Genomic DNA, 19,741 nt, shown 5'->3' with positions numbered 1-19,741 from the left:
ACATCACACCGCAGTACGACGAGATCCCGAGTCCGCGTATGAGTAGGAACGATCAGCGGAACACGATCCAACTGCTCATCAACGAGGAGGGGAATCGCGCTGCGGTTCGGGAACTGCTTACCGACTATTACGAGGTCGAGACCGCCTCGTCGCTCGTCGAGGCCGACCTCTATCTCGTCGATGACTACTCGTTTCACGACTACCACAGCGCGCTCCGCGAGCACGTCAACGAGAGCGATCCGGTCTTCTGTCCCGTCGTCCTCGTCCGCCGCGACGACGACCATCACAGAGTTCCGCTACCGAACCCGGACGAACGCGACCCGCCGCTGCTCGTCGACGACATCGTCGAGGCACCGATCGATCGAACGCTGCTCTTTCGGCGACTGAACACGCTGCTCGTTCGACGCAGCCAGTCCCAGGAGCTGATGCACTACATCTCGAAGCTCGAGGAGTCGAACCGCTCGCTCGAGCAGTTCGCCTACGCCGCCTCTCACGACCTCCAGGAGCCGTTGCGGATGGTCTCGAGCTACCTGCAGCTGATCGATCAGCGCTACGAGGACGAACTCGACGAGGAGGGTCGGGAGTTTCTCGGCTACGCCATCGACGGCGCCAACCGGATGCGGGACATGATCGAGGGGCTGCTCGAGTACTCCCGCGTCGACACCCGCGGCAGTCCGCTCGAGCCGACGGATCTCGAGGCCGTCCTCGACGAGGCGCTCGCGGATCTCAGGATGAAGATCGGCGAGCACGACGCCGAAATCGAAGCCGAACCGCTCCCGACCGTGCTGGGCGACGACGATCAGCTCAGACAGGTGTTCCAGAACCTGCTGAACAACGCGATCGAGTACAGCGGCGACGGACCCCCTCGAATACGGGTCAGTGCACGGCGGGAGGGCAGACAATGGCGGATCGACGTCTCCGACGACGGCGTCGGGATCGATCCCGAGGATCAGGAACGGATCTTCGAGCTGTTCCAGCGGCTACACAGCCACAAGGAACACGCGGGAAGCGGAATCGGGCTCGCCCTCTGTAAACGGATCGTCGAACGCCACGACGGACGGATCTGGGTCGACTCCGGCTCGAGTTCGGGTGCGACGTTTTCGTTTACGCTCCCGGCGATCGACAGCCGGCGGGACTGACCGCCGAGACGACGGTCCGACTCGAGGGCGACACGTGACTGTTACTATCGTTATCCCATCTGATTCGAAGATAGGAAGGCGCTTTAGGGTTGGTCCATTCTCGTGAACCAATGATGCGACGTCGCTTTCTGGCTGCCGGCGGCGTGCTCGCCGGAACAGCCGTCGCCGGCGCGGTGAGCCGACCGACAGACGGCACGGAGTTGGTAGCGAGAGCCCGCGACTCGAGCGACGAGAGCGGGCTCGAGACGAACACCGAGACGCTGCTGTCCGAGACGGTTCACGAGACGACGCTGTACGAGATCGACGCGCCGAGGGACGGCCCGACGGCGATGATCTTCGGCGGCGTTCACGGTGACGAGTACAACGGGATCGACGTCGCACACGAGGTAGTCGACTGGGGTCCCGACGCGGGAACGCTCGTCATCGTTCCCGAAACCGACCGCGTCGCGGTCGAAAACGACGAACGGGAGGGTGTCGACGGCGACCTGAACCGCCACTTTCCGGCCGAGGAGGAACCGACGAGCGCCCTCGCAGCCGGTATCTGGGATGCGATCGAACGTCACGATCCCGACGTCGCACTGGATCTCCACCGGTCGCTCGGCGTCTACGGCGTTCACCAGGAGTACGTCGGCCAGGCGCTGTTCTACTCGCCGGGTGCGGACGGCGCGTCCATCGCGGCGACGCTCAACGACGAGGCCGTCCCGTGGTATCTTCCCTTGCACCGGTTCGTCGCCCACGAGAGCCACCTCTCCGGGCCGGTGCTGTTCCACGAGGTCGCACGGGAACTCGACGCCGCGTCGTACCTCTTCGAGACGACTAACTTCCTCCTCGATCGTGAGACAAAAAACGAAATGACGCGAATCGCGACCGCAGCGGTGCTCGACCGACACGGGCTGCTCGAGGAGGGTCGGTAATGACCCCGTCGCTTCGACGGGCGCTGACCGCTCCCGTCACGGTCGCGACGTTTCTCTTGCTGGTCGTCCCGCTGGCGCTGGGGTGGCTCAGAACGTCCCTGCTGTCACCGCTCGCGCTGCCGGGGTATCTGATCTACACGGTCGGATCGGCGATCGGCAACCTCCTCGCGCCGCGGTTCGAACTCTGGGTCTACTGGATGCCGTTCCTGGCGGGTTGTTACGGCATCGCTGTAACGTTCGGCTACGCCGTCGAGCTTTTGGTCGATCGGCTCGAGTCGCGCTGACGGTCTTCGGTCTCGCTGTCCCATCTCCACCGACTCCTCACGCCGAACTTTCGTTCTCTGTATGCGAACTGCTAGCAAGGCTTATGACGGGTGGACCCATAGCCCCGCGTACACACCGATGCCATCCAGGTCCCGACCGCCCCGATCGACCACCCTCTCGCTGTCACACGACGAACGCTGGACGCTCCATCACGTGTTGCTCCACCGAATCGAACAGGAGGAAACCGCCACCGACCCGACCGACGTCGACTCGCCTCCCCTCGAACTGTTTCAGGCGTTCGAGACGATCGACGGCGGAGCGGTTCGGTTCACCGATCCCCAGCTCGAGGCGGTCCAGACGACGCTCGCCAGCTACCAGCGGTCGACGGACTGGTGGGAACTCGAGCGCGGCGCCCTCGAGTCGCTACTCGAGCACGTTACGAACGCCCTCGAGGCCGACCGGCTGCCGGCAGACTGAGACGGCTAGCGCAGTCGGTCTCGAGACGACCGAGATGTCCTGTAGCTACGTGACGGTACGGCAGCGTCCAGCTCGAGGCCGTTCGAAGAACGAGATAACGGTCGCGATCGATACCGCGGACGACAGCACGGCGTTCGTCAGTCGAATCCGGGCGACGGACGGCAACTCGTCTCGACGGATCGCGGGTTAGCAGTCGACCGGAAGGTCGTCGACGGTGCGGTCGTCGCTGAGGTCGTAGTCCTCGCCGGCGCCGATGCTGCCGTCCGAACTCCCGCCGCTGGTGTCATCGTCGGCATCGTCGGCGTCGTAATCGTCGTCAGCGTCCTCGTCATCGTAGTCGTCGGCTTCGTCGTAATCGTCGTCAGCGTCCTCGTCATCGTCGTCGGAGTCCTCGTCGTCGTAGTCGTCGTCGGCTTCGTCAGACTCCTCGGAGTCGTCGTCCGACTCCTCGCCGTCCGTATCGTCGTCCTCGGCGTCCTCAACCTCGGCTTCCTCCTTCGGTTCCTCGACATCCTCGTCGCCGTCGTCAGCGTCCTCGTCGTAGTCGTCGTCGTCGTCCGTGTCGGAGTCGCCCTCGGACTGCTCTCCCTCGGGCGCGTCCTCGAGACGGCTGTCGAGCCAGTCGATGACCGCCTGGGTTCCGTGGTGTGGCGCGGTCGTGTCACCGGCCAGCTCGAGCTGTGGCGTGTAGGTGATCCCGTCGTTGCTGGCCAGGGTAGCGACCTCCTCGACGTCCGCGTCGTACTCGCCGGCTTCCGCGCGCTCGATAACGGCGTCGACGTTCGACACGCCGGCATCCCGCGCTCGGTTCTCGAGCTCGTCGTAACTGATGTGTCCCGACGGCATGTCGGTGTAGGTCTCGGTCACGAACTGCCAGTAGCTGTTCGGGTCCTCGTCCCAGACGGCCAGTCCAACGGCCGCGAGCCGCGAATCGGTGCCCGAAATGAACGACTGAGAGGTGTCGCCCGGCTCGTACGCGAGGTTGCAGAACTCGACGTTGAGCTGTCCCTCAGTGACGAACTCGGAGATGATCTCCTGGAGGTTTCCGGAGACGAAGTCCTGGCTCGACGGACACTTGAAGTTCCCGTAGAAGGTTGCGGTCGGCGCGTCGCTGTTCGATCCGATCGTCGGATACGTGCGCTCGCCGGCGTCGTCCGGAATCGGTACCCCATCGGACGATCCGCTTCCGGACGCGACCCCAGCGAGTCCGAGCAGCGAGACGGCCCCAGTAGTTGTCAGTACACTTCGACGTGTCATCTGCGGCTTCCGTGACATCGACTGCTTCTCATCAGGGAGGGAGTATAAACGGGCTCAGCCGTTCTGTACGCTTCCCCGAACTTTACGAAACTTCTACCCGCTCCAGACATCTCTCAGAACCACAACTGATCGGGAGACTGTTTCAGTCTAACTCGAGCCGTCGACAACGCAACCAGCAAACCGCAAGCAGGCGACGTTGTTCGCGAGAGCGAACGATTACTCGCACCCCCAACTCGAGTTTCGATTCTCGAAATGATGTAAGTACAGCAGGCGTTTCCGACTGTCCTAACTTCTATTTTGCTGACCGTTATCTAGAGATCGAATGTCGTGGTAACGACTGTCAGCATCGACCGAGCTCCGGAACTGTATCGACTCTCGAGCGGCGGATCCTGTCGTATAGACTACCAAAACCTGCGGCGAAATCGCTCGTCCGGAGGTGGTTTCGGCGACGGTCGACCGTTCCGCTACCGTACCGTTCGGACTCGCCCTGAAGCGGTTGCAAGGTGTGGGGTTCGTCCGAACGGTCGCGTTCTCCGGCAAGGAGACGGTTCCCTCCCGGCGTCGACGCCTCGACCTCAGCGGCCGATCGTTCCGCTGCGGGTGACCGGAGCGTCGGGATCGATACGAAACGCGACCACTGTCGATTCCTCGGTTGCGGCGACGGACGCGTCGCTTCCCCCCGTTACGAGCGCGCTCTCCGTGTACCCGACCGGCACGCCGTCCACCGTGACCTCACCCTCGAACACGTAGAGGTAGGTGTCCCATCCCGACTGAGAGGGGAGCGTAACGGTCGCTCCGGCGTCGAGACGGCAGTCGTAGCAGTGGACGTCGTTGCGGACGGACAGCGGGGCCTCGCCGCCTTCGGGACCGAACAGGTGACGCCACTCGTTTCGAACCGCGTCGGGAATCCGCTCGTGCTGGATGCCCGGCTCGAGCTCGAGGCTGTGGGGTCGGACGAATATCTGGAGCATCCGCAGCGGCGGATCGTCGGCGGCGGTTTCCTCGGCGTGCCAGAAGCCGCTGCCGGCGTTCATCACCATCAGGTGGTCCGGATCGGTAATCAGTTCGTTTCCCTGTCGGTCGTCGTGGCGCATTACGCCCTCGGGAACCCACGAGATGATCTCCTCGTTGCGGTGTTGGTGCATTCGGATCACCGTCCCCGGATCCATGAACGACTCGACGACGGTCGCCAGCGGCCCGTAGCCGTGATCGTCGTGACCGGGAACCGCTCGGCCGGGAAAGTTGAAGTGCGTCCTGAAGTTGCCCTGATCCTGTGAAACCGCCGTTCGCGGGGCCGTATGGATCTGGGGGCTCGAGCGTGCCGATCCGGACTCGTCCATTACCGGCGCTAGCGACCCCGTGGCTAAATGCGTTCTGCGCGTTTGGATCTCCACGGACGATGCAACACACGTCGTTGGTGTTCAGGAGTATGCGCTCTTCGCTGGCTCCCGTTCCTCGAAGCCCGAACGACGGTTAGTCCGAGAGCCCCGGGGAGGGCGTCGGCTCCGCCTCCTCGGCCGAGACGTCGAGCTCCGACGCGACCAGCGACCGGTACGCGCGACGAAGCCGCTCGGAAAGGGCCTGGTGGGAGACGTCGAGCTCCTCGGAGAGTTCCTGCATCGAAACGTCCCGCGGGATTTCGAAGTAGCCGTGGTTGATAGCCGCGACGAGCGTTTCGTACTGGTTCTGCGTGAGGCCGGACTGCGAGCCGGTTTCGCCGTCCGTATCGTAGAGGCGGATCACCGTCGGCTCGAGGTCGTGTTCCTCGAGTCGGGTGTGAATCGAGCTCGCGTCGCTGCGCTCTTGTACTCGAATATCGAGGACCCAGGAGCGACCCGTGGCCGAGGCATCCAGGATGGTTCCGCCCTCCTCGAGCACCAGCTCGAAGAGGTCGATCGTTTTCGGCGCGAACTCGACGTTGTACAGCCACTGTTCGTCGTCCCCGCTGACCAGCGCGTACTCCTCGATCGTCGAGGCTTCCGCCAGGCCCGTCTCGATCTCCGCTTTCGGTGCACCGGAGAGCCACAGGTCGTACCCGCTCGAGACGACCCCGGCCTCCGCTTCGCACGTGAGCGACGGCACGGATTCGAACAGTTCCGCCAGTCCGGTCCCCTCGCTCGAGATCTCGAGATTGATGATCGAGGTCATGTGTTCGATTCGAACGACATGTCCCAGTTGCATAGGGGCGGCTCCAAATTTGTTAGTAGTACCGATAGAGAATGTACGGCTGTGTTACATCCGGCGCTGTAACAACGGCCGAGACGATTCGATGCTGATCGTCTGACTGTCTTGCGACCGGACGCCTACTGTCCAGTGGCTACTGTAGACGCCCGTTTCGAACCTGGATCGTATGTGTCCTTTTCGACGCCCCTCGAACGACTCTCCGGACGAGAGACGACTCGAGTCCCCTCACGAAGAATCGACATCGACACCGTGTCGGATCGTTCTACGAACTGGAGCGACGAGGGAAGAACCCGGTCCGTTTCGGTCTCAAACTCCGGTTCTTTCGAGATGCCGAACGCTTCAGCTCCCGAGCGAACGGATGCCGCCGAAGCGGGGCCGATCAGTCGTCGGCGTCGGCCCCGAGACGGAACTGCTCGTTTTCGGAGACGGCCTCGAGGACGATACTGGTGTTCGATCGGGTAAGGTCGGGATCGGTGATCAGGGCCTTGATCTGGTCGTTCATGTCGTCCGTATCCTCGAACTTCCCGATCGCGATGATATCGTAGTCGCCGGTGACCTCGTAGACGGAGACGATCTGCGCGTGGTCCCGGAGCGTGGCGGTGATCTCCGACAGGGCGCTTCCTTCCACCTTGAGCTGCATGACGGCGGTCACGTCGTATCCCGCGGCGTCGTAGTTGACGACCGGTGTGTACCCCTGGATGACGCCCTCCGATTCGAGATCCGAGAGGTGGTTCGAGACGGTCGTGACGGAAACGTCGAGCTCCTCGGCGAGGCTCCGAAGGCTGGCACGTCCGTTCTCGAGCAGTTCGTTTACTAGCTCCGTATCGAGGTGTTCGTAGGCCACTGCGTAGTACGATCTCTCCACTCCGTTTAAACAGTTACGAACAGTCAGTTTTTCGCCCTCGTATTTGAATTTGCAACTACCATCGGCGGCCGGTCGTTCCCGTTCTGACGAGACGTCCACTCGAACCAGCCTTCGTTCTTGCACACAGCGGTCGATCGGGTGTACGACACTGACCCCCTGGTACCGATCCTGGCACGACGGACTCCCCGCTCCACCTACGACTTCGTCGCTCGCGTTCCCGTGGGACCAGCGCGCCACGCCTCGGTCATCGTCGGCAGGTCGTCGAAGGGGTTAGACAGATCTGAACGACGCTCGAGAACCTGCACGCCTTGCTCGCAGAGTCTCGGTCCAGTTCGAGATTATCGTACAATCTCTAACGGAACGATGACTTGATTCGCTCGTTAGTTCGTTTCCTCGGAAATGGATTGGGGCAGATTTGAACCACGGTCGTTCCGCTACGCTTCACTCCCTGGTTTAAACTGCCGACCATTTTTGACGACACGGACTCCTCGCGCTGCTCGTCGTCGTTGTGTCGTCAAAAATGGGTTGGGGCAGATTTGAACTGCCGACTTCCTCCGTGTGAAGGAGGTATCATAACCGGACTAGATCACCAACCCGCATCCCGTGATATCCGTGCGCTCGACTTAAGCCTTCCTTTCACTCCCGACTTTCGCTCGAGCGATCAGTACTGCGGCGCCTCCTCGGGTTCGCCCTCGCGTTGGTTGACCAGTCGGGCGACGGTGAACAGCCCGTCCGAGAGGCGGTTGAGGTACTCGACGGTCCGCTCGTTGATCCGCTCGCTCGAGGCCAGCCCGACGGTGCGGCGCTCGGCGCGCCGACAGACCGCGCGGGCGTGGTGAAGCCGCGCACCGTGGTCGCTGCCGGTCGGCAGGATAAACGAGGTCAGGGGCTCGAGTTCCTCGTCGTACTCGTCGATCCAGTCCTCGATCGTCTCGACGTGGTCGACTCGGATCTCGGGGTCGTCCTCGTCGGGATCGGGGTTCGCGAGGTCGGCCTGGACGACGTGGAGGTGGTTCTGGACCGTTCGCAGTCGGTCGTCGACGTCGTCGTACCCGGTGGGGCGAACGGTGCCGACCAGCGCGTTGAGCTCGTCGACGGTACCGTAGGCCTCGATTCGGGGATCCGTCTTCGAGACGCGAGTCATGTCTCGGAGGTCGGTCTCGCCGTCGTCGCCGCGACCGGTGTAGATCGCCATGGCGGGATCGACGGACGGTTCGCACTTAACTTCGCCGTCCACAGCGACGGTCGGTGGCGCTCGGTCGAATCAGTACGTTAAACACGCTCGATTCGGTAGTGGCCGGTATGGCTCTGGAACTCGATCACGAGTGTCCGAACTGCGGCGAGGAGCAGACGTTCTACCGCGCCGCGAGCACGACGGTGCACCTCGGCGAGAAGATCAAGTGGCACTGTCCGGACTGCGACTACGGCTTCGTGCAGATCAACGGCATCGACTCGAGCGCGGCCTGAGACGGATCGAACGCTCGACTTCGTCGTTTCGGACGGCGCGGAGCACCTTCTTGCGGCGTCGAACGCGGCTTTCGGTCGGGGGCGAGCGCCAGACCCATAGTCTCGCGGTTCGACGACTCACTCGATGCAAGGACGCCGGCTCGCGACGACCGAGGAGATCATCGCGATCGTTAGCCCCGACAGCGACGACGTCGTCGCTCGCCTCGCGGCCTGGGCCGACGACCGCGGGATCGGGCTCTCGACGGTCGACGTCGGCGAGTCGATCGACGAGGTCTACGACGGGAACCGGGCCACACTCGGCGTCACGATCGGCGGCGACGGAACCTTCCTCGAGGGGATCAAGACCTTCGCCCCGCGCGGCGTTCCCCAGCTCGGCGTCAACACGGGAACGCTCGCGTTCCTCTCGCGGATCGAGCCCGAGGACCTCGAGGCGGCCCTCGACGAGGTGATCCACGGTCGGGCGACGATCGACAGCCGCCAGCAGGTCGCCGTCCGCGGACCGGGACTCGAGGCGACCGGGATCAACGACGTCATGATCGAGCACGTCCCGCCGGAGAACCCGATCGATCGGAAGATCACCCGGCTGGACGTCTACGCCGACGACGAGTACGTCGGCGAGTTCGAGGGGACGGGGATCGCCGTCTCGACGCCGACGGGGTCGACGGGCGTCTCGCTGTCGGCCAACGGCCCGATCCACTACCCCGCGAACAACCACACCCTCCAGCTGGTTCCGTTGCACACCCACCAGCTCGGGGTGCGACCGATCGTCGTCTCGCCCGAGACCGAACTCCGGATCCGTACTCAGGGACCCGCGAGCCTGCTGGTCGACGGCGGACGAGCCAACGCGCTCCTCGAGGAGGGCGAGGAGGTGCTGGTTACCGGTGCCGAACGGCTCGCTCACGTCGTTCACACCAGCTACGACGACCACTTCTTCACCGCGATTTCGAAGAAGCTCGGGTGGGACGTTCGCGGCGACGACGAGCCCCCGCGGGTTCCCGCGTCGCGGTCGGAAACCGGCGTCGACGGTGACGGCCTCCTCGAGCGCGCGCGGACGATCGCCACCGAGGCGGCCGAGGCGGCCGGCGAACCGCTTCGGGAGCTCCACGGCCAGGTCGAGTCCGTCGGGGTCAAAAGCGACAAGTCCGACATCGTCACCGAGGCCGACTACCAGGCCAACCGGATCATTACGACGGTGATCGAAAACGAGTTCCCCGACCACGGAATCGTCTCCGAGGAACATCCGCGAGACGTCCGCGAGGGCGGCTACACGTGGGTAGTCGACCCCCTCGACGGGACCGGGAACTTCGCCCACGGCAACCCCAACTACTCGATCTCGATCGCGCTGCTCGAGGGCGAGTACCCCGTCGTCGGCGTCGTCTACGTCCCCGAAACGGACGAACTGTTCAGCGCGATCGCGGGACAGGGTGCCCGCCGGGACGGCGATCCGATCGAGACGACCGACCGGGATCGCCTCGACGAGAGTATGCTCATCTCCGGCTACGACCCGGACGGCTCCTTTCTCACGCGGTTCTACCAGGAGACCCGCGGCGTCCGACGGCTCGGGTCGACCGCGCTCAACTGCTGTTACCTCGCCAGCGGCAGCGCCGACGCCACCTGGGAGTACGACACCTACCCCTGGGACGTCGCCGCCGGACTGGTGATCGCTCGCGAAGCCGGGGCCCGGCTCACCGACGAGCGGGGCGAACCGTTCGTCTTCGAACTCGAGACGGAGGGACGGTCGGCCCTGCTGGGCTCGAACGGTCCGCTCCATCCGGCCCTGCTCGAGCATCTCGAGGGCGGACGGGACGACTGCGAGCGGTAGCCGGCCGGAGAGAGTCGACAGCGGTCAGGTCAGAACGGCCACGCCGGCGACCGCGGCGCCGACGTAGACGCTGTGATAGAGTACGGTCGCGATCGACATGTGAAACGCGTACCGGCCCGCCGGGTAGGAACTCAACGCCGCGGGAACGGCGATGATGCCCCGACTCACCGGGACGACGTTGGTCGTAAAGATCGCGATCCCGCCGTGTCGTTCGAACCAGCGATCGAGCCGACGGTACCGTACCGACTGCGGGTCGAGCTCGACGTACGGGAGCTCCTCGAGGACGGACCAGCCGTAGCGACTGACGGCGAGATACAGCGCCAGCTGCCCGAGGACGTGGGCGATCGTGACGACGACGACGACGAGCGCGGCCTCGCGACCCGTGAAGCCGCCCCCAACGACGTAGCCGGGGAGGAAGACGCTCGTCGGAAAGACCTTGCCGACGAGCGCTCCCTTCAGCACGAATACCCCGAACAGCACCGGGAGGCCGAAGGCTCGGATCGCGGCCTGGAGGACGTCGACGGACGTCGCCGTCGATCCGATCATCGCTCAGCTTCGGCCGGCCCCGTTCGGACGATTTGTTTCACTACCAACATTCCCGTTAACTGTCCGTTCCCGCTCGACACGTTATTTATTTTGTGGTGATCCTAACAACGACCTAACTGGCCGACTCGAACGGGGACGGGACGATCCGGAGGCGGTCGCCGACCACGGTCGGTCCCAGCTTTTCCCTTCCCTCGAGCATCGCTTGCCGGTTCCTGTACGATCCTAACGGGCGGGGACGTACAGCCACACACATGCAAACGATCGCCGATCGTCGGGTGCAGTTCGGCGAGTTCGCCGGCCCCCTCGCGCACGGAGCGTCGTTTTTCGACTGGCAGCTGATCTCGACACAGGAGGTCGCCGCGGCGTTCGACTACTCCTTCGCGGAGATCCTCGCCGACGGCGGCATCCCCTACGCTCCGGTGGTCGTCAGCACCTCCGTCGAGCGCTATCCCCGGATCGGGGACGTCGTCTCCGTCGAGACGGTGCCCCGACGCGTCGGTGACTCGAGCGTAGAGCTGGTCTACGAGGTCAACGACGGCGACGGAAATCGGCTGGCGACGGCCCGAATGATTCACGTGACGATCGGGCCCGACGGCGCCGCGCTAGCGCTGCCCGAGGACGTTCGGGCGGCGTTCGCGGACGCCTGCGTCGATCGGGATCCATCGGTCGGTCCCGCGAGGGAGCCGAACGGGGAGGACGAAACCGGAGCGTTGGCGTCGTTCTCCTCGTCGTTCGAGATCCGCAGCCCCCACATTGAGGGCGCCGAGCTGGCCTACTTCGAGGAGTATCCGCGCTTCGCCGACGTCGCCCTCGAGCGACACCTCGAGGAGCGCGGAACGAGCCTCGACGAACTGCGCGGCGAGAGCGAGCCCTACCGGATCCGGGACTGGCGCTGGGAGTTCAAGACACCGGTTCACTTCGAGACGACGCTGCGGGTCGACTGCGACGTCCTCGAGGTTACCGACGAGAGGATCCGGATCGCCCACGAGCTCTCGAGCGACGGCCGAACGAACATCGAAGGGGTCACCGAGTACGGCTGTTTCGATCGCTCCGGGGCGCCAGTCGCGTTCGACGAGGCGATGCTCGAGCCGTTCCGGACGTAGCCCGCTCTTTACGACTCGTCGTTCTCGAGGGCGTGCCAGGACAGTCGCGGGCTCCGCGCCGCGTCCGTCTGGTCGATCCGACGGGCGGCGGTCCGCTCGGGGGCGGCCTCGAGGGTCTCGTCGTCCTCCTCGGCGACGGCGTTGAACGCGGCGGCGAGCCGATCCAGCGTGTCCTTGCTTTCGACCTCCGTCGGCTCGGTCATCAGCGCCTCGGGAACGATCTCGGGCCACTTCGTCGTCGGCGGGTGGACGCCGTAGTCGAGCATCCGTTTGGCGACGTCGGCCGCGTCCTGGTCGCCCGCGCTGGCGACGAACTCGTGGTGGAACGGCTCGTAGGGGACGTCGTACTCGATCCGACTCGCGAGGTAGTTCGCGTTGAGCACGGCCGTCGCGCTGGCGTCGAGGAGGCCCTCGTCGCCCAGCCGGGCGATGTAGGCGAACGCCTTGACGAGCACGAGCCAGTTACCCTGATAGCCGTGGACCTTGCCGATGGTGTGATCGGGGTCGAACAGCTCGTAGGTCGGTTCGGAGCCGCTCGAGTCGTCGTCAGCCTCGCGGACGCGGGGGGCCGGCAGAAACGGCGCCAGCTCGTCGACGACGCCGACCGGGCCCGCACCGGGGCCGCCGCCGCCGTGGGGCGTCGCGAACGTCTTGTGGACGTTGTAGTGCATCACGTCAAATCCCATATCGCCCGGCCGAGCCCGACCCAGCAGGGCGTTGAGATTGGCGCCGTCATAGTACAGCAGCCCGCCCACGTCGTGGACCATCTCGGCGATCTCGGTGATGTCGCGCTCGAACAGGCCGAGCGTGTTCGGGTTCGTCAGCATCAGCGCCGCCGTGTTCTCGCTCAGGGCGGCCTCGAGCGCCTCGAGGTCGACCCGTCCCTCGTCGTCGCTGGGCAGGGAGACGACGTCGTAGCCGCCGAGTGCGGCGGTCGCAAAGTTCGTTCCGTGGGCGCTCTCGGGAACGATCACCTCGTCGCGGTGGCCTTCGCCGTTGTGTTCGTGGTAGGCCGCGGCGACGCGGATTCCGACGAACTCGCCGGCCGCCCCTGCAGGCGGCTGGAGGGTCACGGCGTCCATTCCGCCGATCCGCCCGAGGTAGTCCTGCAGTCGGTACAGCAGCTCGAGGCTTCCCTGAACCGAGGTTTCGGAACGGTCGGGGTGGACCGCGGCCTTCGGCAGCGCCGCCACGTCCTCGGTGAACTTGGGGTTGTACTTCATCGTACACGAGCCAAGCGGGTAGGGCCCAGTGTCGATCCCGTAGATCATCTGCGAGAGGCGCGTGTAGTGGCGCGCCAGTTCGGGCTCGGAGAGGGCCGGCAGCTCGAGGGAGTCCCGCGTCAGGTCGTCGGGCAGCGGGGAGTCGTCGCCGCCGCCGATCTCGACCGTCGTCCGATCCTTCTCCGAGAGCAGGGGTTCGTACTGTCCGTCCTCGACGTATCGGGCCTGATCGTACCGGACCTGGTCGTCGGTCGCCGGTTCGGATTCGTCGCGGCTCATCGGGCCACCTCCGCAAAGGCGTCGACGAACGGATCGATCCGCTCGTCGGGGACGCCGGCGACGCACACCTGAATCTCGTGTTCGCCGACGACGTGGACGGCGAAGCCGCGCTTCTCGAGGTCGTCGGCGACGGCCCGTGCGGGCTGGTCGACGCGGGCGACGAACTCCCGGAGGTGGTGGCGATCGTGGATCGGCGCCGTGACGCCGACGATCTCGTCCAGCCGTTCGGCGAGGTCGTCCGCGCGCGTCACTCCGCGGTTCGCGAGGTCGACCATGCCGTCGGGTCCGAGGTACGCGGCGTGCATCGCGGTTCGCAACGCGACCCAGGCCTGGTTCGTACAGATGTTACTCGTCGCGCGCTCCCGACGGATGTGCTGTTCGCGGGTCTGCAGCGTCAGTGTGTACGCCCGTCGGTCGGTCGCGTCCTCGCCGGCGCCGACGAGTCGGCCCGGCACCTGTCGGAGGTAGTCCTCGCGGCAGGCGAACAGGCCAAGCCCCATCCCGTAGCTCGTCGGCAGTCCGAGTACGCTGGCGTCGCCGATGACGACGTCGACACCGACGTCGGCAGGGCGCTGGAGCACCGAGAGCGCGACCGGGTCCGAACCGAGGACCAACAGCGCGTCGGCCTCGCGTGCGAGGTCGCCGATCTCGGCGAGTCGCTCCTCGATCGTCCCTCGCACCGTCGGGTTCTCGGCGTAGACCATCACGACGTCGTCGTCGACGGCGTCAGCGAGGGCGTCGAGATCGGCGTTCGCGTCGTCGGTCGGGTACGTCTCGACTTCGAGGTCGGTGCCGGCGACGTAGTTCTCGAGGGTCGAGCGCCGTCCCTCGAGCAGGAGGTCGGGGACGAGCACGCGGTGGCCGCTCGTCGAGCGAACCCGTTCCGCAAGCGTCGCGGCCTCGCCCAGCGCGGTGGCCGCGTCGTACATCGAACAGTTCGCGACCTCGAGACCGGTTAGCTCGACCAAAAGCGACTGGTACTCGAACAGCGCCTGCAGGAAACCCTGTGAGACCTCGGGCTGGTACTGGGTGTAGGAGGTGAGAAACTCCGACCGATCCGCCAGGTGGTCGATCAGCGAGGGGACGTAGTAGCCGTAGTGGCCCCGCCCAAGCAGTTCGGTTAGCTCGTCGTTTCGTCCCAGCACCGATCGTACCAGTCGACGGGTCTCCCGCTCGCTTCGCGCGTCGATCCCGAAGGCGTCGTCGAAGCGAACGCCGTCGGGGATGTCGAACAGTTCCTCGACGTCGTCGACGCCGACCGACTCGAGCATCGCCGTCCGTTCGTCGTCCGTGTAGGGAGCGTAGGGGCTCCCGGTAGCGTGTGATCCGTTCATGTGTAGCGAGGGTCCCGATCGTCTCGGCTTCGCCCGTTGCGATCGCGGCAAGTCCGGGTTTCGTTCCGAGACACGATACGTGGTAGTTGCGGACACGGGGTAATGAACGCACCTCTTCGCGGAGGCGACGATCACTCGGCGGAGTCAGTTTCCGACCCCGTCGACTCCGGCCGATCGGCGTCGGCTCCGGACTCCGGTTCGGGTTCGGGTTCGGACTCGGCCGGAGACTCCGACCTCGGTTCCTCGTTCGGGTCGTCGCTCTCCGCGTCGGGGATCGGCGAGTCGTCGGTGATCCCCGTGTTCGGGGCCGTGTCGGCCGCGGGGTCGGCCGCGGGAAGCGGGCCGATCGGCGGGTTCCCCTCGCTGATCGCCCATTCCCGGGCGAAGAGGTCGAGCGTGATCTTCGCGCCGCCGAGGACGACGGGGCCGATAAAGAGCCCGACCGCGCCGAAGACGACGAGGCCACCGAAGATGCCGACGACGACGATCGCGGAGTTGAAGGCGCTCGTCCGCCCGATGAGGGCGGGCCGGAGGTACGTGTCGGAGGCGCTGACGAGCAGGCCGTAGCCGACGAGGATCGCCGCAGGGACGGTTTCGCCGATCACCGCCAGGTAGATCGAGATCGGCATCCAGACGGCAAAGACGCCGACCAGGGGGAGCAACGCGGCGACGAACGCGGCGACGGTGAGCAAAACGACCGCCGGCACGTCGAGAAACATGAGCCCGACGCCCAGCAGGACGGCCTGGATCATCGCGACGACGACGTTGCCGACGACCGACGCCCACATGAGCTGATCGAGTTCGGTGAGGAGTTCGCGCTGGACGTGGTCCTCGACGGGAAGGACGTACTGCACCCAGCTGACGAGCCGATCGCCGTCGCGGAGGAGTGCAAAGAGCACGAACACCGTCACCGTCAGTCCGATGGCGATCGACGGCACCCCGCCGACGAACTCGAGTGCACCGGTCGCGAGCTCCTGTAACCCGGTCGCGATCGGCTCCTGATAGGTGTCATACGTCTCCTGGAGGTCGACGGGATAACCGAACTCCGTCTCGATCTGCCGTTCGATATCCTGTACGTTGAGCGTCCCGTCCTGGACGTCCATGGCGATGTCGAGCGCCTGCCCCAGCGCGATCGCGAGCACGTACATCACCGGCAGCAGGATCGTCAGGATCGCGACGACGACGAGGACGAGCGCGGCGGTCATCGACCGGACGTACTTCTCGAGCTGGCGCTGGGCGGGCATGAGGATGTACGCGAGGATCACGCCGAGCAGGACGTACTGGAGATACGGCAGGACGATAAGCGCCGCGAGCAGGACGCTGATGAGAGTGAGAACGACCAATCCCGCTCGGTCGGAGAGCCACTCCGACAGCTCCGGGCGCGTAGACATAGTCCCCGATTGGACGTCCAGGACTAATTAGTTCGCGTTGAGATCGCTCCGCTGTCGACGAGGGAGCGTCGTCGGTCAGCTCCGACGCGACCGCGAGCCGTCCTGCGCTCTCCGGGAAAACCGGTAGGCGGCCCGTCTCAGCCCTCGAGCAGCGACCGCGAGGAGTTCGTGACGACCAGCAGGCTGCTGGCGCCCATCGCGAGCGCGGCGAACAGCGGGTTGAGCAGCCCCGTCACGGCGAGCGGGATCGCGATCCCGTTGTAACAAAACGCCCAGCCGATGTTGCCCTTTACTCGGCGGTCGGTCGCCCGCGCGAGTTCGAAGACGGTGTCGACCGAGCCGAGGTCGTCGTCGACGAGCGCGACGTCGGCCGCGTCCGCGGCCATCGCCGTCCCGCCGCCGAGCGCGATCCCGAGGTCCGCGGCGGCCAGCGCCGGCGCGTCGTTGGTACCGTCGCCGATCATGACCGTCCGGCCCGTTTTCTTGAGTCGGTCGACGGTCTCGGCTTTCCCCTCCGGCGGGACGCCCGCGAACACCCGGTCGACTGACGGCTCCTCCCGGAACCGACGGGCCGCGCTGGCGTCGTCGCCGGTAAGGACGACGACCTCGGTGCCCGTCTCCGCGATGGCCGACAGCGTCTCCGACCAGCCCTCGCGGAGGTCGTCGCCGACGACGATCACGCCTTCCGCGACGCCGTTCCTGCCGACGGCGACCGGGACGCGTCCCGTCTCGCGACCGTCCTCTATTCGGCAGGCGATGTCGTCGGGAACCGTCCACCCCCGACCGCGAAGGAGATCGGGGTGGCCGACGACGATCTCGTCGCCGTCGACGACGCCTGAGACACCGTTGCGGTGGCTCTCGAAGGATTCGATACCATCGTCGGCTCCCCCCTGAGCCTCGAGGGCGTCCTCGGCCTCGCCGTCGGCTCGAGCCGAGTCCGCGGGTGACTCGGCCTCGAGCGTGCCGCCGTCAGCGACGGGGCGCTCGGCGGCGATCGCCCGACCGATCGGGTGGGCCGAACGGCGCTCGAGCCGGGCAGCGTTCTCGAGCAGTTCGTCCTCGAGGTCGGTCTCGACGACGGTCATCTCCCCGGTCGTCAGCGTCCCCGTCTTGTCGAAGACGACGGTGTCGGCGTCGCGGATGCGCTCGAAGACGGTGTCGTCGAAGACGACGATCGACTGCTCGAGGGCATCCCGAACCCCCGCGGCGACGGCCAGCGGGGTCGCCAGCCCGAGCGCGCACGGGCAGGAGACGATCAACACGGTGAGCCCGACCAGCAGGGCGTCGGCGACGCCCGCACCGGTCAAGAGGTAGACTGTCGTCACGACGACCGAGAGCACGAGCACGAGCGGAACGAAGATCGTCGCCAGCTTGTCCGCGAGCTTCTGGATCCCGTGGCTCGAGCTCTGGAGGTCCCAGACGAGTTCGGTGACGCGATCGAGGCTGCTCGTGGCGTCCTCGCCGACGCGGACGGTGACGGCGCCGTCGGTGACCAGCGAGCCGCCGACGACCCGGTCGCCGGCCGTCTTCCCGACGGGCAGGGACTCGCCGGTGACGACGGCCTCGTCGACGGCGACCTCGCCCTCGACGACCTCGCCGTCGACGGGGATCCGCTCGCCGGCCCGAACGAGGAGCCGATCGTCGGGCTCGAGGTCGTCGACGGCGACCTCCTCGTGGCCCCCGTCCGGGCCGACGCGACGGGCCTCGTCGATCTGGACGGCGGTGAGGTCCGAGAGCCGTTCGGTGGCCTTCTCCTTGATCGTCGACTCGTAGTAGTTGCCGACCGAGACGATGACGATGATCGCGACGGTGACGTCGTAGTAGATGTGGTCGCCGCCGACGGCGATCGACAGCGTGCTGTAGAGGTAGGCGCTGACGGCCGCGATCGTCACCAGCAGGTCCATGTTCGGCGACCGGGTCTTCGTTGCGACGTAGGCACCTTGCAGGATCGGTTTGCCGGTCACGCCCAGCACGATCGTCGTCAGCGCGGCGATCATGAGGTAAAACGGCGTCGCGAGCTCGCTCGCCAGCGCCTGGCTGAGGAACTCGTACGTCCGCTGGTCGTAGAACAGCCCGCCGAAGTAGGTGGGGTAGATGATCAGCAGGTACTGCATCATCACCATCATCCCCATGAGGACGCCGACGATGATCCGGCCCATCATCCAGTTGTCGGCCTTCCGCCGCATGAACGCGTCCTCGCGGTCGTAGGCGCTGTAGCCCAGGCCGCTGATCGCCTCCTGGAGGTCGACCTGTGAGACGGCGTCGGGATCGTGGTCGATCCGCACCGTGTCGGTGACGTAGCTCGAGTCGGCGTTGCTGACCCCTTCCGTGCGCAGCGCCGCGGACTCGATGAACGCCTCGCAGGTCGCACAGTGCATCCCGTCGACCTCGAGGTAGGTCGACTCGTGGTCGTCGGGCACCGCCCGCTCCCCGTCGTCGGCCCGCTGTCGACGAACGTCCTCGGGGGCGACGTCCTCGACGTCGCCTAAGGCGTCGTAGACGTCCCGGCAGCCGACACAGCAGAAGCGGTTCCCCTCGTCGTCGGTGACGTCGCTGCCCTCGACGGGAAGCTCACACAGCGTGCAACCGGTTTCGTGGGTGTGATCGGTCATGAGTTAGTGATCGTGGGCGTCGGCGCCCGGCGCGTCGATCCCGTCGTAGAACGGGAGTTCGGGATGGGGCAGGTGGATCCCGATGCTCATCAGCCCGTGGGCAAAGAGGACGTAGCCCAGCACGACGAACGCGACCCCGAGCAGGCGGTGGACCCGCTGGCGGTGGACGACGTCGACCGACTCGACGACGGTGCCGTAGAGAAACACCGCGGGAACGGTCCCGATTCCCAGCGCTGCGAGCGCGAGGGCACCCCCGGCCGGCGACCCGGTTGCGAACGCATAGAGGAAGGCCGGGTAGAGGATCGGACAGGGGAGCAGCCCGTGAAGCGCGCCCAGTCCGACGATGCCGGGGCCGTTCGCGAACCGATCGACGCGGCTCATCAGCCAGCCCGTCAGCCGCTCGAGGCCGGGCAGGTGGATCCCGCCCGTGGTCCGCCCGAGCAGGTAGTAGATCCCGGTGGCGATGACGAACCCGCCGACGAGCAGGCCGACGCCACCCCGGATCGGTTCGACCAGGGGTGTCAGCGAGTCGGTCGTGACGAACAGGAGGCCGCCGAGCGCGCCGAAGAGGGCACCGATGAGCGTGTAGCTCGCGGTTCGACCGAGGTTGAACAGCGCGTGCTGGCGCACCTCGTAGGTCGAGAGGTGCGAGCCGCGCTTTTCGGAGCCACCGTCGTCCATCCGACCCGCGTAGACCGTCACCAGCGGCCCACACATTCCGATACAGTGGGCGCCGGCCAGCAGGCCGATGAGCAAAAACAGCGCGACGTCGATGCCGAGGAGGGTGAACGGATCCATGTGTGGTCGGAGTCGAGGGCGATCGGGAGGCGGTACTCGTTGCTCGAGCTATCCGCCGGACAGGGT

General features: G+C 65.8%; 18 protein-coding genes and 1 tRNA gene. 7 read left to right on the top strand and 12 right to left on the bottom strand.

Annotation, left to right across the window (positions count from 1 at the left end; translation table 11 throughout):
• Positions 1-38: 38 nt before the first annotated feature.
• The 4 genes from ACFEMD_RS07270 (at position 39) to ACFEMD_RS07255 (ending at position 2,794) form a co-directional block, all read left to right on the top strand.
• Complete coding sequence (locus ACFEMD_RS07270) at positions 39-1,139, top strand: sensor histidine kinase (RefSeq protein WP_394740372.1); 1,101 nt, start codon at positions 39-41, stop codon at positions 1,137-1,139.
• Positions 1,140-1,249: 110 nt separating this feature from the next.
• Positions 1,250-2,053 (top strand): succinylglutamate desuccinylase/aspartoacylase family protein, encoded by an 804-nt coding sequence (locus ACFEMD_RS07265; protein ID WP_394740370.1) that lies wholly within the window; start codon positions 1,250-1,252, stop codon positions 2,051-2,053.
• Complete coding sequence (locus ACFEMD_RS07260) at positions 2,053-2,337, top strand: hypothetical protein (RefSeq protein ID WP_394740369.1); 285 nt, start codon at positions 2,053-2,055, stop codon at positions 2,335-2,337. Before ACFEMD_RS07265 ends, ACFEMD_RS07260 begins: the two co-directional genes overlap by 1 nt.
• A 118-nt stretch (positions 2,338-2,455) precedes the next feature.
• A complete protein-coding gene (locus ACFEMD_RS07255; RefSeq protein WP_394740368.1) occupies positions 2,456-2,794 on the top strand; it encodes a DUF7853 family protein in 339 nt (112 codons plus the stop codon).
• Between the two features lie 186 nt (positions 2,795-2,980).
• Here ACFEMD_RS07255 and ACFEMD_RS07250 read toward each other — a convergent pair whose 3' ends face one another.
• From ACFEMD_RS07250 to ACFEMD_RS07225, 6 genes are all read right to left on the bottom strand, one after another.
• On the bottom strand, positions 2,981-4,051 hold the full coding sequence (locus ACFEMD_RS07250) for a DsbA family protein (protein WP_394740367.1): 1,071 nt from the start codon (positions 4,049-4,051) through the stop codon (positions 2,981-2,983).
• A 575-nt stretch (positions 4,052-4,626) separates the two neighbouring features.
• Positions 4,627-5,391, bottom strand: a complete 765-nt coding sequence (locus ACFEMD_RS07245; RefSeq protein ID WP_394740365.1) for a pirin family protein — start codon at positions 5,389-5,391, stop codon at positions 4,627-4,629.
• A 133-nt stretch (positions 5,392-5,524) separates the two neighbouring features.
• Positions 5,525-6,199, bottom strand: coding sequence for a helix-turn-helix domain-containing protein (locus ACFEMD_RS07240; protein WP_394740507.1), 675 nt, complete (start codon positions 6,197-6,199; stop codon positions 5,525-5,527).
• Between the two features lie 415 nt (positions 6,200-6,614).
• On the bottom strand, positions 6,615-7,079 hold the full coding sequence (lrp, locus tag ACFEMD_RS07235; RefSeq protein ID WP_394740364.1) for an HTH-type transcriptional regulator Lrp: 465 nt from the start codon (positions 7,077-7,079) through the stop codon (positions 6,615-6,617).
• 542 nt (positions 7,080-7,621) lie between these two features.
• A tRNA-Val gene (locus tag ACFEMD_RS07230) sits at positions 7,622-7,696 on the bottom strand.
• Between the two features lie 65 nt (positions 7,697-7,761).
• Complete coding sequence (locus ACFEMD_RS07225; protein ID WP_394740362.1) at positions 7,762-8,295, bottom strand: cob(I)yrinic acid a,c-diamide adenosyltransferase; 534 nt, start codon at positions 8,293-8,295, stop codon at positions 7,762-7,764.
• 107 nt (positions 8,296-8,402) lie between these two features.
• Here ACFEMD_RS07225 and ACFEMD_RS07220 point away from each other — a divergent pair, with 107 nt between their 5' ends.
• Both ACFEMD_RS07220 and ACFEMD_RS07215 read left to right on the top strand, forming a co-directional pair.
• Positions 8,403-8,567, top strand: a complete 165-nt coding sequence (locus ACFEMD_RS07220) for a DUF7838 family putative zinc beta-ribbon protein (RefSeq protein WP_394740361.1) — start codon at positions 8,403-8,405, stop codon at positions 8,565-8,567.
• A 124-nt stretch (positions 8,568-8,691) separates the two neighbouring features.
• Positions 8,692-10,389, top strand: a complete 1,698-nt coding sequence (locus tag ACFEMD_RS07215; protein ID WP_394740359.1) for an inositol monophosphatase family protein — start codon at positions 8,692-8,694, stop codon at positions 10,387-10,389.
• A 24-nt stretch (positions 10,390-10,413) separates the two neighbouring features.
• Here ACFEMD_RS07215 and ACFEMD_RS07210 read toward each other — a convergent pair whose 3' ends face one another.
• A complete protein-coding gene (locus tag ACFEMD_RS07210; RefSeq protein ID WP_394740358.1) occupies positions 10,414-10,935 on the bottom strand; it encodes a DedA family protein in 522 nt (173 codons plus the stop codon).
• 251 nt (positions 10,936-11,186) lie between these two features.
• Here ACFEMD_RS07210 and ACFEMD_RS07205 point away from each other — a divergent pair, with 251 nt between their 5' ends.
• Positions 11,187-12,038, top strand: coding sequence for a thioesterase family protein (locus ACFEMD_RS07205; RefSeq protein ID WP_394740357.1), 852 nt, complete (start codon positions 11,187-11,189; stop codon positions 12,036-12,038).
• 8 nt (positions 12,039-12,046) lie between these two features.
• Here the strand turns inward: ACFEMD_RS07205 and gcvPB are convergent, their stop codons facing one another.
• From gcvPB to ACFEMD_RS07180, 5 genes are all read right to left on the bottom strand, one after another.
• Positions 12,047-13,540 carry an aminomethyl-transferring glycine dehydrogenase subunit GcvPB gene (gcvPB, locus tag ACFEMD_RS07200; protein ID WP_394740356.1) on the bottom strand — a complete coding sequence of 498 codons (1,494 nt, stop codon included), beginning with the start codon at positions 13,538-13,540 and terminating at the stop codon, positions 12,047-12,049.
• Positions 13,537-14,874 (bottom strand): aminomethyl-transferring glycine dehydrogenase subunit GcvPA, encoded by a 1,338-nt coding sequence (gene gcvPA, locus ACFEMD_RS07195; protein ID WP_394740354.1) that lies wholly within the window; start codon positions 14,872-14,874, stop codon positions 13,537-13,539. The genes gcvPB and gcvPA overlap by 4 nt, the downstream gene beginning before the upstream one ends.
• A gap of 131 nt (positions 14,875-15,005) precedes the next feature.
• Entirely contained in the window at positions 15,006-16,265 is a 1,260-nt protein-coding gene (locus ACFEMD_RS07190) for an AI-2E family transporter (RefSeq protein ID WP_394740352.1), read from the bottom strand.
• Positions 16,266-16,402: 137 nt separating this feature from the next.
• Positions 16,403-18,877 (bottom strand): heavy metal translocating P-type ATPase, encoded by a 2,475-nt coding sequence (locus tag ACFEMD_RS07185; protein ID WP_394740351.1) that lies wholly within the window; start codon positions 18,875-18,877, stop codon positions 16,403-16,405.
• Positions 18,878-18,880: 3 nt separating this feature from the next.
• Complete coding sequence (locus ACFEMD_RS07180; RefSeq protein WP_394740349.1) at positions 18,881-19,675, bottom strand: sulfite exporter TauE/SafE family protein; 795 nt, start codon at positions 19,673-19,675, stop codon at positions 18,881-18,883.
• Positions 19,676-19,741 lie beyond the last annotated feature (66 nt).

Origin of the sequence: Natronococcus roseus, assembly GCF_043677095.1 — an archaeon.
Classification (GTDB): domain Archaea; phylum Halobacteriota; class Halobacteria; order Halobacteriales; family Natrialbaceae; genus Natronococcus; species Natronococcus roseus.
The sequence above is the reverse complement of the archived record's forward strand: the minus strand, read 5'-3'. Positions and strand labels throughout refer to the sequence as shown.

Bases quoted from the DNA above. Each gene is read 5' to 3' on its own strand.
- gcvPA (WP_394740354.1), bottom strand. From the start codon at position 14,874: ATGAACGGATCACACGCTACCGGGAGCCCCTACGCTCCCTACACGGAC.
- ACFEMD_RS07265 (WP_394740370.1), top strand. From the start codon at position 1,250: ATGATGCGACGTCGCTTTCTGGCTGCCGGCGGCGTGCTCGCCGGAACA.
- ACFEMD_RS07255 (WP_394740368.1), top strand. From the start codon at position 2,456: ATGCCATCCAGGTCCCGACCGCCCCGATCGACCACCCTCTCGCTGTCA.
- ACFEMD_RS07245 (WP_394740365.1), bottom strand. From the start codon at position 5,391: ATGGACGAGTCCGGATCGGCACGCTCGAGCCCCCAGATCCATACGGCC.
- ACFEMD_RS07225 (WP_394740362.1), bottom strand. From the start codon at position 8,295: ATGGCGATCTACACCGGTCGCGGCGACGACGGCGAGACCGACCTCCGA.
- ACFEMD_RS07260 (WP_394740369.1), top strand. From the start codon at position 2,053: ATGACCCCGTCGCTTCGACGGGCGCTGACCGCTCCCGTCACGGTCGCG.
- ACFEMD_RS07185 (WP_394740351.1), bottom strand. From the start codon at position 18,877: ATGACCGATCACACCCACGAAACCGGTTGCACGCTGTGTGAGCTTCCC.
- ACFEMD_RS07250 (WP_394740367.1), bottom strand. From the start codon at position 4,051: ATGACACGTCGAAGTGTACTGACAACTACTGGGGCCGTCTCGCTGCTC.
- ACFEMD_RS07215 (WP_394740359.1), top strand. From the start codon at position 8,692: ATGCAAGGACGCCGGCTCGCGACGACCGAGGAGATCATCGCGATCGTT.
- ACFEMD_RS07220 (WP_394740361.1), top strand. From the start codon at position 8,403: ATGGCTCTGGAACTCGATCACGAGTGTCCGAACTGCGGCGAGGAGCAG.
- ACFEMD_RS07240 (WP_394740507.1), bottom strand. From the start codon at position 6,199: ATGACCTCGATCATCAATCTCGAGATCTCGAGCGAGGGGACCGGACTG.
- ACFEMD_RS07205 (WP_394740357.1), top strand. From the start codon at position 11,187: ATGCAAACGATCGCCGATCGTCGGGTGCAGTTCGGCGAGTTCGCCGGC.
- ACFEMD_RS07180 (WP_394740349.1), bottom strand. From the start codon at position 19,675: ATGGATCCGTTCACCCTCCTCGGCATCGACGTCGCGCTGTTTTTGCTC.
- ACFEMD_RS07190 (WP_394740352.1), bottom strand. From the start codon at position 16,265: ATGTCTACGCGCCCGGAGCTGTCGGAGTGGCTCTCCGACCGAGCGGGA.
- ACFEMD_RS07270 (WP_394740372.1), top strand. From the start codon at position 39: ATGAGTAGGAACGATCAGCGGAACACGATCCAACTGCTCATCAACGAG.
- gcvPB (WP_394740356.1), bottom strand. From the start codon at position 13,540: ATGAGCCGCGACGAATCCGAACCGGCGACCGACGACCAGGTCCGGTAC.
- ACFEMD_RS07210 (WP_394740358.1), bottom strand. From the start codon at position 10,935: ATGATCGGATCGACGGCGACGTCCGTCGACGTCCTCCAGGCCGCGATC.